At 58.3% G+C, this 14,237-nt stretch carries 11 protein-coding genes; 7 read left to right on the top strand and 4 right to left on the bottom strand.

Translation table 11 applies throughout. The features are described 5' to 3' along the window. The first annotated feature begins 2 nt into the window (after positions 1-2). On the top strand, positions 3-659 hold the full coding sequence (locus ABH912_RS14670) for a Pr6Pr family membrane protein (RefSeq protein WP_429510990.1): 657 nt from the start codon (positions 3-5) through the stop codon (positions 657-659). A gap of 15 nt (positions 660-674) precedes the next feature. On the opposite strand, the gene ABH912_RS14665 is transcribed toward ABH912_RS14670, so the two are convergent. Further along, entirely contained in the window at positions 675-1,460 is a 786-nt protein-coding gene (locus ABH912_RS14665; RefSeq protein WP_429510989.1) for a siderophore-interacting protein, read from the bottom strand. Next, positions 1,457-2,038, bottom strand: a complete 582-nt coding sequence (locus ABH912_RS14660; protein ID WP_429510988.1) for a PadR family transcriptional regulator — start codon at positions 2,036-2,038, stop codon at positions 1,457-1,459. Before ABH912_RS14660 ends, ABH912_RS14665 begins: the two co-directional genes overlap by 4 nt. A gap of 519 nt (positions 2,039-2,557) precedes the next feature. Here ABH912_RS14660 and ABH912_RS14655 point away from each other — a divergent pair. The 5 genes from ABH912_RS14655 (at position 2,558) to ABH912_RS14635 (ending at position 8,213) form a co-directional block, all read left to right on the top strand. Next, positions 2,558-3,064: a CS1 type fimbrial major subunit gene (locus ABH912_RS14655; protein ID WP_429510987.1), complete on the top strand. Its 507-nt coding sequence runs from the start codon at positions 2,558-2,560 to the stop codon at positions 3,062-3,064. Positions 3,065-3,164: 100 nt separating this feature from the next. Further along, positions 3,165-5,693, top strand: a complete 2,529-nt coding sequence (locus ABH912_RS14650) for a CS1-pili formation C-terminal domain-containing protein (RefSeq protein ID WP_429513111.1) — start codon at positions 3,165-3,167, stop codon at positions 5,691-5,693. Positions 5,694-5,695: 2 nt separating this feature from the next. Then, complete coding sequence (locus tag ABH912_RS14645) at positions 5,696-6,931, top strand: hypothetical protein (protein WP_429510986.1); 1,236 nt, start codon at positions 5,696-5,698, stop codon at positions 6,929-6,931. Between the two features lie 53 nt (positions 6,932-6,984). Next, positions 6,985-7,725 (top strand): molecular chaperone, encoded by a 741-nt coding sequence (locus ABH912_RS14640; protein WP_429510985.1) that lies wholly within the window; start codon positions 6,985-6,987, stop codon positions 7,723-7,725. Between the two features lie 29 nt (positions 7,726-7,754). Then, positions 7,755-8,213, top strand: coding sequence for a CS1 type fimbrial major subunit (locus tag ABH912_RS14635; RefSeq protein WP_429510984.1), 459 nt, complete (start codon positions 7,755-7,757; stop codon positions 8,211-8,213). Positions 8,214-8,322: 109 nt separating this feature from the next. Here ABH912_RS14635 and ABH912_RS14630 read toward each other — a convergent pair whose 3' ends face one another. Together ABH912_RS14630 and ABH912_RS14625 are read right to left on the bottom strand one after the other, a co-directional pair. Beyond that, positions 8,323-11,460, bottom strand: coding sequence for a transglycosylase domain-containing protein (locus ABH912_RS14630; protein ID WP_033057421.1), 3,138 nt, complete (start codon positions 11,458-11,460; stop codon positions 8,323-8,325). Positions 11,461-11,728: 268 nt separating this feature from the next. Next, on the bottom strand, positions 11,729-12,187 hold the full coding sequence (locus ABH912_RS14625) for an REP-associated tyrosine transposase (RefSeq protein ID WP_033057423.1): 459 nt from the start codon (positions 12,185-12,187) through the stop codon (positions 11,729-11,731). Between the two features lie 615 nt (positions 12,188-12,802). Between ABH912_RS14625 and ABH912_RS14620 the strand changes: the two genes are divergently transcribed. Further along, positions 12,803-14,221, top strand: a complete 1,419-nt coding sequence (locus ABH912_RS14620; RefSeq protein ID WP_429510983.1) for an amino acid permease — start codon at positions 12,803-12,805, stop codon at positions 14,219-14,221. Positions 14,222-14,237 lie beyond the last annotated feature (16 nt).

Raw genomic sequence — 14,237 nt, 5'->3', positions numbered from 1 at the left:
GCATGGTCAGCCCACCGACGCCAGGTTCTGCCGCGAGGCGTCGTTTTGTCGCTGTGGCGGCGGTGCTCGGCTGGGCGGGACTGGCCATTCAGCTGTACCTGATTTTCTACTCACGCTGGACGCTGGCAGCCAGCCTGCTCGGTGGGCTGATCAGCTTCTTCAGCTATTTCACCGTGCTGAGCAATACGCTGGTGGCGACCGTGCTGACGTGTGAGCTGACGTCCCGCGAGTCGGCCGCGCGACGCTGGTTTTTACAGCCGTGGGTCAGTAGCGGCATTGCCGTGAGCATCGCCGTGGTCGGCCTGGGGTACAACGTGTTGTTGCGCCATTTATGGCATCCGCAAGGCTGGCAATGGCTGGCCGATGAGCTGATGCATGACGTCATGCCACTGCTGTTTCTGGCGTATTGGTGGTGCTGTGTGCCGAAAGGCACGTTGCGACTGCGGCATGTCGCGGCGTGGGTGATCTATCCCGTGGTGTATTTCGCGTACTCGTTGTGGCGCGGGCATCTGCTGGCGGTTTATCCCTATCCGTTCATTGATGTCGCCAAGCTGGGTTATCCACAGGTGTTTGTGAATGCCGGGGGGTTATTGGTGGGGTTTGTGGTGATTGCCTTGCTAGTGATGGGGGGCGACCGTCAGCTTGGGCGGCGCCGATAGCGCCGCCAGCCAGAATCAATCTTCGTCGCTGTCATCCAGCCGCCAGTAGCCGACGGCTTTGACGGACTGCTCGTTAAGCCCGTGTTCATCCAGCAACACCCGGCGTATCTGCCGCGATACTTTGCTCTCGGTCGCCACCCATGCGTACAGATTGCCGCTGGGCACTTGCAGCTGCTTCACGGTCTTGAGCAGGTTGTCCTTGCCGCCCTCGCGCAATACCCAGATCACATTGACCTGCGCGGCGCTTTCCAGAAGCTGCTGTTCGGCGCCGTTCTCGACTTCCACGATCACCAATGCGCGGCGATTGGCCGCCAGGCCTTCCAGCCGTCGAGCGATCGCGGGCAGGGCGGTTTCGTCACCGATCAGCAAGTAGCTGTCGAAGATGTCCGGCACGATCATCGAGCCCCGTGGGCCGCCGATGTGCAGGAATTGGCCGGGTTTGGCCTGCTCGGCCCACGTCGCGGCAGGGCCGTCGCCGTGCAGCACGAAGTCGATGTCCAGTTCCAATGCGTCGAGGTCAATGCGCCGCGGGGTGTAATCACGCATCGCCGGCATCGGCCCGTTGTCTTTGCCGGCACCGAGCACCAGGGTTTCCAGGGCGGCTTGTTCCGCCGCGTTTTGAGGGAACAACAGTTTGACGTGGTCGTCCGTGCCGAGACTGACGAAGCCCGCCAACTCCGGTCCACCCAGCGTGATGCGGCGCATGCGCGGCGTCAGGTCGACCACCCGCAACACTTCCAGACGACGGCGTTTGATTTCATGCATGACGCGGTGAATGGTTTGCACGATCACTTCAGTCATTCGGCTTGCTCCTGAGCGGGTTGAACGGCAGAGCCATCGACGATGGCTTTAGCGGTGTTGTTGAGCAGGTCGCGCACCCGCAGGATTTCTTCCGGGCTCCAGCGGCCGTGATGCATCTGCAAGGCATGACGCAAGTTATGCACCGCTTCGTGGATCTCGGCGGGGCGGTCATGGCCGCGCAATGAGCGCTTGCTGACCTCGATGCGCATCCGTACGCCATCCAGTGCGATCGCCTGGTCGCTTAACGACAGTCGGCCGGCGTCGGTGATGGTGTAGCGTTTTTTTCCGCCCTCGGCGTCGCCCTGGATCATTTCGCTTTCTTCAAGGAAGGTCAGGGTCGGGTAAATCACACCGGGGCTGGGGCTGTACGCGCCGTCGAACATGCTTTCGATCTGGCGGATCAGGTCGTAGCCATGGCAGGGCTGCTCGGCGATCAGCGCCAGCAGTAGCAGTTTCAGATCGCCTGGGGCGAACACCCGCGGGCCTCGGCCACCCCGTTCGCGGCCGGGGCCTGGGCGTTTTTCGAAGCCGTCGCGGCCGTCACCGTGTTCGCGGTGGGGGGAATGATGGTCTCTCATTTTTTTTCGCAGCTCTCGTCGTATTTAGATACAACTTAAGATATATCTTGCGAGAAGATCAATGCCCCCCGACGAATGGCTTTCCACCCGCTTGCCCGGCAGGCCCCGCCGAAAAACCTATTGATTGGAAAAGTCAGCGCTTTTAGTTGAAGTAAATAAGTTGAATTAGTGCAAACTCTCTAATTGATTCATCGGAGCCAATATTTGCGGTAGATGTGGTACTTGTCTTACAGATGCTAGTTAGTGAGTGTGAACCATTAATTGCCGAGTCTCCGCGCTTTGTAGTCTGTCTCTTACAGCAGTACTTTCTCTTTTGCGTTATTTAGAGTTTTTTCACTCGGGCGTTATAGCACTATGGTTACAGGGGTTTAGGAACTTTCCGGCTTACTTTCCGGAACAATTGATCGACTATTCCCGGCGTCGAAATGAGGCAAATCACCATCATCTCGTAAGCGGTGGCGGCTAAGGCAGCTTGTTCAATTCGACGGCCCGATCAATTTGAAAAACAGGTAAAGAATAATGTTCAAGAAACTCGCAATCGTCTCCCCGCTGGCTGTGTTGGCACTGAACACTTCCATGGCATTTGCTGTTGAGCCCATCTCGCAATCCATTAACGTACGTGCATTCGTTCCGACGGCCACCTTTAACGTTGCGCCGCAGGATGTCGACTTCGGCAAGGACCTGGAAATTGTCCTGGTCGATAACAACGACAGCAGTGCCGGTTTTCGACCTGTGAGTGCCGTTCATAACCTCAAGCACACCGATCCGAAAGGCGCGATTAATGCTTACATCGAGGGTGGTCAGGCTGCTGCGACCCTCTACAATGGCACTAGCGGTATTCCAATGGCGGTTTACATGGGCGGTGTTATGTTGACTGACGACTCTGTGGAAATCGTCAACGAAACGGACTCCGTCGCCGGCGTACAACGCGCAATGTCGATCAGGACCGCCACGCCGACGAAAAGCCAGACCGGTAACTTTGCCGGGACGTTCACCGTCGTTTATGAACCTGTCATCAAGCCGTGATTTACACGCATTAGTTGTTTGATGGTGTAAACCGAAAGGTCGTCGTTATCGGCGGCCTGTCGGATCTTTTTTAAGTTTCCGAAACTTGAGTATTTCGTTCATGTTCCCGATGACGCCGATCGCGGCTGCGCTTATTTTGTGGGCGTGCGCAAGTGCAAGTGCATTAGCTGCGCCCACTAAAGACAGTACAACTCCTAGAGGTTTGCTCGCACAAGCCAAAGGTTTGCCTGCGGAATTCGAAGAGCACTTTTTTGACGTGCCGCTGGCTGTTCGGGTGGAACTGGACCAACAAAATCTGGGTGAGGCGATGATTGTGTTAACGCGCGATGATCGCATCACCTTGCTTGAATTCACCGATAGCAGCGACAGTCACTTCAATGCCAGTGAACGTGAAGTCTGGTCGGCTTACTTGCAAAAAGGCGTGGCCTTGGGCGCCTGCGAAGGCAGTTGCCCAGAGCAGATGCTGGCCGTGCATTACAACCTGGCTAATTCGCTGGTATCGATCGTTACTGAAAACGCTGAGCGCGACACTGAAGCCAAACGCCACTACGAGTTGCCCGAAGGCGGCAGCAGCGGCCTGATCGTGCACAACCAGGTGAACCTCAACGGTGGGCAGGGGCAGGATCTGGGCGGTCGTTATGGTCTTGAGGCCAGCGGCAGCCTGGGCAACTGGACCCAAAGCGTGAACATGCAACTGGCTCGCCTGGGGGGCCAGGATGACAAGCTCTATCACGCGGTGTACGAACTCTACAGCCAGCGCGAATTGCAGGGCACGTTTGTGCGCCTGGGGTATTTCACCCCTAACTCCGAGGGTTTGAGTCGCCAGCCGCGTGCGTTTGGTGCCAGCCCGGATACCGCGATCGGCGTGATGTACGGCAGTTCCGACAGCCTGGCGGTCAACACCCCCACACCCAGCCTCTACCCGATTTACGTCACGGCCAATCGTCTGGGGTCGGTGGAAATCTATCGCAACGGTTTGTTGATCAATACCCAGCCGGTACCTGCCGGTTTACAGACCCTCGATACCCGGCCATTGCCCGGCGGTATTTATGAAGTCGAAATACGCCTGATCGAAGACGGCCAGATCACCTCCACCACCCAGGAACTGGTGTACAAGCCCAACAACTGGCGTAACCACGATGAACGCTGGCGCTACAACCTGTTTGCCGGTCGCGAAAGCAAACTGCTGAGCAACTGGGAGCAACAGGCCGAGGGCGACATGACGGCCGGTGCCGCGTTCAACTTCCTGTTGCACCCACGGGTGATCCTTGGGATGTCGGGGCGTCAGGTTCGCGACTCATTGCAATTGGGCACCTCGGTCGACTGGACGGTGGCCAACAACGCCAGCCTGTTCGCCAACGTCTATCAAACCCAGAACCACGGCACTGGCCTCGATTTACAAACGCTCTACAGCTATGGCTCGGGCAACGTGGTGGCCAGTCACAATCGTAGTTGGCTGGATACGCGCAACACTTACGAAACCCTGCCCGACGGTACGCGCATTCGTCAGCGTAATGTTTTCAACGGCCAAACCAGCAATTCGTCGTTATCGCTGAGCCATCGTTTGAGCCAGCGCACCTCGCTCAACGCCCGCGTGTCGCATAGCGAAGGCAACATCGAGGGCATGGGCCTGGACCTGGGATGGAGTCAGCGCGGCAACCTGTTTGGCAGCGATGCCAATTGGCGATTTACCGTATTTGATCGACCGGGCAGTGTCAGCAGCGGCAATGACCGCAACCGGGGCGTGGACCTGAGCGTCAGCCTGGCCCTTGGGGCACCGGGGGAGCAAATCTCCGGCAGCATCGGTTCGCGTACGTCGCGCGATGGCGGGCGCGACAACAATGCATCGCTGACTTACCGCAAAGACCTGCAAAACCATGTGCTGCAAAGCGTCTCGGCCACCGGTATTACCGACACTTACGGTGTGGGCGTGTCCGGCACCGCGAATTTCATGACGGACACCCTGATAGGCGACGCCTTCGTCCAACGCTCTTCTTTCAGCGACGACTTCACCGGCGGCCTGAACTTGAACAGCACCTTGGCCGTGGGCGGTCAGAAAATCGCTCTCACCAGCCAGCACACTGGACGCGGCGCCGGGATGATTATCGATGTGGAGTCGGACGTGGATGGCATCGCCCTGCGTGCCGACGACCTGAGCGGCGCCAGCACGGCCCTGCGCCCAGGGCGCAACTTTGTGCCGATTACGGCTTACAAGAACAGCTCCGTGAGCTTCGATTTCGAAGGCAATCACGTGCCGGCCGCCACCATTCAACCGGCCCGCATGAACTACCACCTGAACAAGGGCGGCGTGGCTTATCGCAAGGTGCAGGTGATGAGAACCGTGAGCGTGCTCGGTCGCTTGGTCGACCCTCAGGGCCAACCGCTCAGAGGGCATCACATCATCAACCACGCCAGTCGGGGTGTGACCGAGGTCGACGGGTTCTTTTCGATGGAAATGAACGCCGGTTCGCCGACGCTGGAAGTGCGTTCAGGCAATCAACTGCTGTGTCAGTTCCGTCTTGATCCGGGCAAGGCCCGCGTCGAGCAGGATGTTCTGATGATTGGCGACTTGCGTTGCACGCCGGACACGCTCGCCGACTCGACTCTCAATGTTCAAAAGGCGGGGTGATGATGAAAAAGCAGTTTGAGCAAGGCATTCGGGGCTTGCTGTTAATCGGCATGCTGTTCGCTGACCCAGCACGCGCCGTGACCCATGAGATCACGGCAGTGTTTCGGCCAGATCCTAATAATCCTCAGGTGAATAAATTCAAGAACACCACCCCCATCAGTTCCATTTGCCGGGGGCATATTCCGACTCAATGCGAGCGGCTGGGGATTTTCAGTCTGCGAGATGAGGCCTTTAGGGCGCTGGCCTCTGGACCGATGCCTGCACTGGCGGCGGGGCCTGATTCTCGACGTGCGGCAATGTTCAAGGTGCCGTCGGAATTTCGACCTGTGCAAGTCACCCATGTCGGTACCGGCGAAGTGGCGACGGTTGAGGTGCGTATTGCCGGGATTGGAAGCCATTGGAGATCACCTGGCGTAGGGGTTTGGGCTTGGCCTGGCGTTAGTTGGGACCGACCCTGGCGGGCGCCGCCATCGCCCTGTGTTGCAACGGGCTTCTTTACGGCGGATATCAAAAATGCCAACTTTTTCTGGGTGGTGCCGGAAGGTGCCGGCGCTTGTACGGTCACTCCAGGAATCGAAATCCCGTCTCTGGAATATCGTACGCTCGAATATGCCTACGAACTTAAAACACCCAAGCCGCTGGAAATGTCCACCGGGCAATATGTCGGCAGCCTGACCTACACGATGGTCCCAGGGGGCGATTTCGATTTTGGCGACATCATGATCCCGGTGGATAGCCAAATGACCTTCAACTTCACCCTGAATGTTGAGCACACCCTCAAGGTGGAAGTGCCTCCGGGTGGTAACCGGGTTGAGTTGGTCCCTCAAGGTGGCTGGCAGGCCTGGTTGCAACGCAACCGCAAACCGGAGCGCCTGTTCCGCGACCAGACCTTCAATCTGTCGGCGTCCAGCCGTTTCAAGATGCGCCTCGAGTGTCAGTACGGCGACGGTGGCAATACCTGCATGTTGTATGAGCCGAACTCCGGGGGCGCGGTGCCTGTGGATATCGCCGTCACGCTGCCCAACGGCATGACCGACGCGGCTGGTCAACCGGTCAACCGACGCCGGTTGTTGCTTGATGGCAGCGGCACCGAACTCTTTCAACCCGGTCATTACGTTGATCGAAAACCGGGCACCCTGCACTTCGAAATCGCCCGCCCGGCCGTCGAGGAAATGCTCACCGGTTCCGCCAAAACCTACTCCGGCAACGTCACGGTGATCTGGGATTCTGAAATCTGATTATCCAGACCGCCTGCACCCGCCCCCTGTTATATGACCAAGAGGACAAGCACATGAACTATCGATGGGCACTGCCGTTTGCAGGATTGTTGCCGCTGATCGCCCACGCCGGACCGGCAATCAATGTAGGGGTGGTTTACGACTACCTGGACGGGGATAAAAGTACTTACCTGAAACGGGTATTCAATGGCGGTGACAGTACGGCCTTCGTCAAGGTCAACATTCTGGAAATCATCTACGACGCCCAGGGTAAACCCCAAGAAGTGGAGCTCAAGCCGCAAAGCGACGCGGCTTCCCGAGACGGCCTGATGGCCAGCCCGGCGCGGTTGATTGTCCCGGCCAACGGCATGCAGGGTACGCGACTGCTGTTCATGGGCCCGCGTGATCGCGAGCGCTATTTTCGGGTGCGCTTTGTCCCGGTCGTCCCCGAAAAAGAAGACGAATTCGCGATCCCCGCCGAAGAGCGGGAGCAATACAAGCAATCACTGTCGGCCGGGGTCAATGTGCTGGCGGGCTACGGCACGATTTTTTTCGTGCGCCCCAAGGACACACGCTATAGCACTCAAATTGACGACGGCGCCGTTAACTATACGGTGACCAATAAGGGTAATTCGGTGGTGGTGGTCGACGAGTTCAAGGACTGCGCAGCCAAAGATGAAAACGACTGCCGTCCTGTGATCAAAAGTCATGTGATGCCAGGCAAGGCCTTTAGCTTCGAGAAACAGGCTGGCCGGCACTACAACTTCACGCTGGTGGAAGGTAGTGAGCAGAAAAAGCATGAGGTGAAAGGGTGAATCGTTACCCCGGCCCAGGGATTAGAGCGATGGTGGGGGCAGCCTTGCTGCTGGTCAGCAGCCTGGCGTGGGGCATCCGTGAAGAAGAGGAATTTCATGTCTCGGTCACCATCCCCACCCATGCGTTCTATGTGCTGCCGGTGAACGCGGGGTTTCTGGAGCAGGAACAGGTCATGCACTGGAATCCGGTAACCGCCCAATTGCGTTCGTTGCGCGAACCGTTCGATGTGAAGAATGTGAACGGCAGCATTTCTGCACGGTTGGCGGCGATGCCTTACCTGTTCAATGGGCGCGAGCGTATCGAGCTGAACGTGCGGTTCAACCGGGAGTTGTTGTCGTTGCTCGATACGCCGGTGATCAATGACGAACAGGCGCGTGCCGGGCAGCGGGTACAGCTGGAGATCGAGGCGGTGAAGCCGGCCGATGGTTACGTCCCCGGTTCGTACTTCGGGACGGTGCACCTGATGTTCGAAGCGGTGAATCCATGAGTGTGTGGCATCTAACCGGGGGGCCATAGCGGCGGTGCTTGGCATGGCGACCACACCGGTGCTGGGTGAAACAAGGGACTCATTTAATATTGCAATGCATACCCATTATTCAATGCTGTTTATCCGCTGCGGCTACTTTCGACGCTTCAACCGGGAGACAGCGTGACGCGCTGCCCGGTTGCAAATAGGGCGTGAGGATCGGCGCCATCCCCTTGAGCACTTGCACGGGCAGGGCCGAGGTGAACTTGAACGTTTCGGCCGATTGCCCGGGCACGAACGCCGTCATCGTGCCGAAGTGACGATCGCCGATGTAGAACACGAAAGTCGCGGTGCGGTTAATGGATTTCGAACTCAGAATTCGCCCACCCGAACCGAAGGCTTCGATGCGGTTATCGCCCGTACCGGTTTTGCCGCCCATGGCCAACGGTTTGCCATCGGGCGTTACGAAGCTGCCGGAGATGCGTTTGGCTGTGCCGGCATCCACCACCTGCGACAACGCTTCGCGCATGGCGGCGGCGACCTCGGAAGGCATCACTCGTTTACCGACATCCGGGTCATTGATCAGTTTGGTTTCGTACGGCGTGTTCGCTGCGAAGTGCAGGCTGTCGATGCGCAACGTCGGCATGCGCACGCCGTCATTGAGGATGGTACCGATCAGTTCCGCCAAGGCTGCGGGGCGATCGCCGGAACTGCCGATGGCGGTGGCCAGCGACGGCACCAGGTGATCGAACGGGTAGCCGACTTTCTGCCAGCGCTGGTGAATGTCGAGGAACGCCTCGATCTCCAGAATGGTGCGAATGCGGCTGTCGCGGGCACCCTTGTGACGGCTTTTGAACAGCCAGCTGTAGACTTCCTGGCGTTCGAACTGGCTGGCTTTGACGATCTGGCTGAACTTGGCGTCGGGGTTGTTCAACAAGTAGCCGATCAACCATAGATCCAGCGGGTGAACCTTGGCGATGAAGCCCTGGTCCGGCAGATCGTAGGCGCCAGGGCCGTAGCTTTCGTAGAGCCGTTGAAGGCGTTCGTCGGTCAGTTTCTCGGTGAGCTTGGCGCCGGAGAGGTGCGAGCGCACGAACATGTTGAAGCTTTCCTGACTGGCCTGTGGCAACAGATAACGATGCACCGCGGCCATGCGGATCGGGGTCGGGCGCATGCCGTCGAGGAAGGTCTCGAGCCGCGCCTGGGTGTCCTTGTTCTTGTACCTCTTCCAGAACTTCAGCAGGAACGACGTGCCTTCGCGGTCGGCGAACGAGGCCAGGTATTCCTGACGCCGAGGGTCGCGGTCGTCCTTGAGCAGTTCGGCGCTGCTGCTGGGGCCGGAATACGTGGTGTAGCGCACCAGGTCACGCATCAACCGAATGAACGGCAGGTTGATCGACTCCCGCAGGGCATCACGCAGGGTAGGGAGGCGGCCGTTGTCTTCTTTGCGAAAGTTAACGAATGTGTGCAGCCCGCCACCGGTGAAAAAAGCTTCGCCGGGGCTGGCCGAGTATTTGCGATCCAGGGCCGCGCCGAGCATGGCTGGCAAGTTGCGGTCTTTGTTCTGGATCAGGTAATCGACGGCCCAGCGACTCAGTCGGTCCTGTTCAGGGACGTCGACCTTCTTCAATTCCGGGACGGTCATCGTTGCGTATTTATCGTGCAACTCGGCCATGATCTGCAAATAGGTGGTCAGCACACGCATCTTGGCGGTGGAGCCCAGTTCCAGCTTGCTGCCTTCATTGATATCGAACGGCTGGTCGGTGCTGTCGGTCTGTACCCGCACCCGCGAGCCGTCCGGGGTCAGTTCGAACAGCGTGAAGCTGTAGCGCACTTGGGCGGTACTGGTGGGGGTCAGCAGGCGTTCGCCCATCAAGCCGATCTGCGCCGCAAACACAGGGTCGGCCAGATGCTTCAGGTACTCGGTAGCCTGGGCTTGCAACTCGCCTTGCAGGGTGCTGGTGGCGGAGAGATCAAGGCGATCGAGGTCGTACAGCGGACGGTTGAGCAACCCGCCCAGACGACTGCGTGCCACGCTGATGCCCTTGTTGGTTTCGATCGGCTGAATGGTCGGCTGTGTCTGCCAGTCGCGATAGGTCACTTTGCTGGCCAATGCCGATGCGGCGAGTGGCGCATCGATCACGCCATTCAGTGCCAGCAGGCGAATGTGGCTGTCGGTGAGTTCGGCCAGTTCATCGCGGCCCTTGGTCAGGTAGTGGGAAGGACGGCGCTGGGCAATCATCAAAGACAGCATCTCACGCAGGGCCAGACCTTTTTCCGACATGCTTTTCGGATCTGTCTCCTTGCTGGCCAGCCGCTCGTTCGCCTGGTTGAAATCGGCGCCGTACCAGACGCGCAAACCTTCGGCCATGCCATGCACTTCACCGTGGCCCGGTACTGCCGACAGGGGCACGCTGTTGAGGTAATCGCGAATCACGTTCTGCCGGGCTTCGAGGGTGTCCGGTCCGGCCTGATAGGCGCGCACACTGGCAGAAATCATCTGACGGATTTTTTCCGCACCGGACACGGTCAGGCCATCGGGTGAGTGCCGGTACTTCTCAAGTTGCGTTGCCAGGGTACTGCCGCCCGCCGACTGGCCCGGCAAGTGCATTAACTTGGCGACCTGTGACCACGCCGCCATGCCGAACCGAGGCCAATCCACGGCAGGGTTGGCCCGGGGCTGACGGGGATCGAGCAGAAAGCGGTTTTCGATGAACAGCAAACTGTTGACCACCACCGGGGGGATCGCTGCAAAGCTTGAATACAGTTGTTGTGGGTATTTGTACTGGTAAAGCGGTGCCGCACGGCAATCGGTGATCGACAACCCAGCCTGGATTTTCTCCGCGTAGGGCACGAAAAAGCCCTTGTCGGTGTAGTCCATCAACTTTTTGGAAAACCGGGTCTGGGACTCCACGACGTAGTCACGCTTGATCAGTCGCGGCAGGAATTCACCCAGGGAGCTATAACCCAGACGCAGGTCGAAAGGACCGGCACCGGGATAGTGAATGGCATCGCTGGGACCGGGTTTCAGCTCGTAGCTCAGGGTGGCGGCGTATTGGCTGAGTTCCCGGGATTGAAACTTTGACGTGCGCATTTCCTTGGCCGCGGCCAGCCCCAGGACAATCAGTATTATCAGCAACAACAACCAGAACGCCCCCCACCCGTGCTTTGTGCGACTGCGAGGGGGTTTTTCAGGTATAGGCGCTTCATCCACACATTCAGTCGGAACCACATTCTTTCTCGGATCTGTTTGCCACAAAACGCCCATAGTCGACTGATCCATTCACGCAGATTGAGAGGACTTGTCTGAAGCTTAGACGGTGGTTGGCCTCGGTGAAAAAATTGTGAATACACAAATATCGAATTCCCATCATTCCTTGTGGTGAGGGAGCTTGCTCCCGCTGGGTCGCGAAGCGGTCCTAAACCCTGCAACCGCGGTTGGTCTGATAAATGCGGTTCACAGATTTTGCGACTGCTGCGCAGCCGAGCGGGAGCAAGCTCCCTCGCCACAATGCAAAGTAATCTTCAGGAAGTGTTTAGAGCCAGCAGGCATCCCAGAGCGGGTAATCACCGATTTTTTCCACCAGGCCTGCACGTAATGGATTTGCGACGATGTATCGAGCGAACGGCAGGAGTTCTTCGCCATCTCGAATTGCCCGGTCGTGATAGCCGGTTTGCCAGAAGGCCCCTCGGCGGTTTGACGCTTGGTTAATTGTGAGAGTACTGCGTGATTTGATGGCCTGCATGAGTTGCGCCAAGGTGCGTTGTTCGAGTTGCACCAGCCAATGGAAGTGATCCGGCATGACGACCCAGGCTATCGAGTTGACCCATTCCTGTTCATGAGCTCGCCTGAGTTCGGCGACCAGCAAACGACCCAACCGCCAATCGGTGAAAATGCAGCAGCGCTGATGAGTAACCGCAGTAATCAGATAGGCCCGACCCTGTTCTGAACAGCGTCCATGGCGTAACAGATGTGAATTTGGGCGTGGATGCATTCCTTTGCGTCCTTATTTAAGTATTTGTTCGAATTCACCTTAGCTATCCAATCATTCCCAAGTGGCTGCAACTCCTGAGTGAAATTTCTGAAACTTTCGAAGGAGATTCCTGTGGCGAGGGAGCTTGCTCCCGCTGGGCTGCGAAGCGGCCCTAAACCCTGCAATCGTGATCGGTCTGACAAATATGGATTACAGGTGTTGCGACTGCTGCGCAGTCGAGCGGGAGCAAGCTCCCTCGCCACAGTATTGATGTGTGCTGGAATGGTTGAGCTAGAGCCATCACCGTGCGAATGCTGGCTGGATAGGGGCATGACGATGCACCATTACCGTGCAATACTCCGCGCCGTTTAAGTTACGAATAATCCCGCTTTAGGCAGGTAATGCCCCTCCGTAAACCGCGCTTTTCCCGAGAGTTCTCGCTGAATGTTGTGGTTTATAGAGTGAAAAACCCTGTAAGAAGCTTTTTATACTGCACGCCCCGCTGATCTTGCAGGTTTTGTCCTACAAGACGGGTTTGCCCACGAAGCAGGCCCGGTTTCAGAAAAGCATTGGCTTACCGGTCAACGCTTCGACACTCGGTGGTCATATCCAATAACAAGACGAGGTTGTACCCCTATGCCAGGCAATCACCTGCCCCATGGCGAGACCGCTCAAGGCGGCCCGCTCAAACGCGAACTCGGCGAACGGCATATTCGCTTGATGGCGCTCGGTGCCTGTATCGGCGTCGGTCTGTTCCTCGGTTCGGCCAAGGCCATCGAGATGGCTGGCCCGGCAATCATGCTGTCCTACATCATCGGCGGTCTGGCGATCCTGGTGATCATGCGCGCCCTCGGCGAAATGGCGGTGCACAACCCGGTCGCCGGCTCCTTCAGCCGTTATGCTCAAGACTACCTCGGCCCATTGGCGGGCTTCCTGACCGGTTGGAATTACTGGTTCCTGTGGTTGGTGACCTGTGTGGCGGAAATCACCGCGGTGGCGGTGTACATGGGCGTCTGGTTCCCCGATGTGCCGCGCTGGATCTGGGCACTCGCCGCGTTGATCAGCATGGGCTCGATCAACCTGATCGCGGTGAAAGCCTTCGGTGAGTTCGAGTTCTGGTTCGCCCTGATCAAGATCGTCACCATCGTTGCGATGGTGATCGGCGGTATCGGCGTGATCGCTTTCGGCTTCGGCAACGACGGCGTGGCGCTGGGGATTTCCAATCTCTGGGCACACGGCGGCTTCATGCCCAACGGCGTGCAAGGCGTGTTGATGTCCCTGCAAATGGTGATGTTCGCCTACCTCGGCGTCGAGATGATCGGCCTGACTGCCGGTGAAGCGAAGAACCCGCAGAAGACCATTCCCAATGCGATCGGCTCGGTGTTCTGGCGGATTCTGCTGTTCTACGTCGGCGCGCTGTTCGTGATCCTGTCGATCTACCCGTGGAACGAAATCGGCACCCAGGGCAGCCCGTTCGTGATGACCTTCGAGCGCCTGGGCATCAAGACCGCCGCCGGCATCATCAACTTCGTGGTGATCACCGCGGCACTGTCGTCCTGCAACGGCGGCATCTTCAGCACCGGGCGCATGCTCTACAGCCTGGCGCAGAACGGTCAGGCCCCGGCCGGCTTCGCCAAGACCTCGAACAACGGCGTGCCGCGTCGCGCCTTGCTGCTGTCGATCGGTGCCTTGTTGCTGGGCGTGCTGCTCAACTACCTGGTGCCTGAAAAAGTCTTCGTCTGGGTGACGGCGATTGCCACCTTCGGCGCGATCTGGACTTGGGTGATGATCCTGCTGGCCCAGCTCAAGTTCCGCCAAGGCCTGAGCGCCAGCGAACGTGCCGGCCTGAAATACAAGATGTGGCTGTACCCGGTCAGCTCGTACCTGGCGCTGGCGTTTTTGGTGCTGGTGGTCGGCCTGATGGCGTACTTCCCGGACACTCGCGTGGCGCTCTATGTGGGCCCGGCGTTCCTGGTCCTGCTGACGGTGTTGTTCTACGTGTTCAAGCTGCAACCGACCAATGTGTCGCAGGGTGCGGTGCGTTCGGCTTCGTAAGACGTAACGCCTGAAA

The sequence above is a fragment of the Pseudomonas sp. BT76 TE3572 genome (assembly GCF_050435365.1).
In the GTDB taxonomy this organism is placed as follows: domain Bacteria; phylum Pseudomonadota; class Gammaproteobacteria; order Pseudomonadales; family Pseudomonadaceae; genus Aquipseudomonas; species Aquipseudomonas fluorescens_W.
Note: the sequence above shows the minus strand (reverse complement) of the source record. Positions and strands in the feature narration are given on the sequence as shown.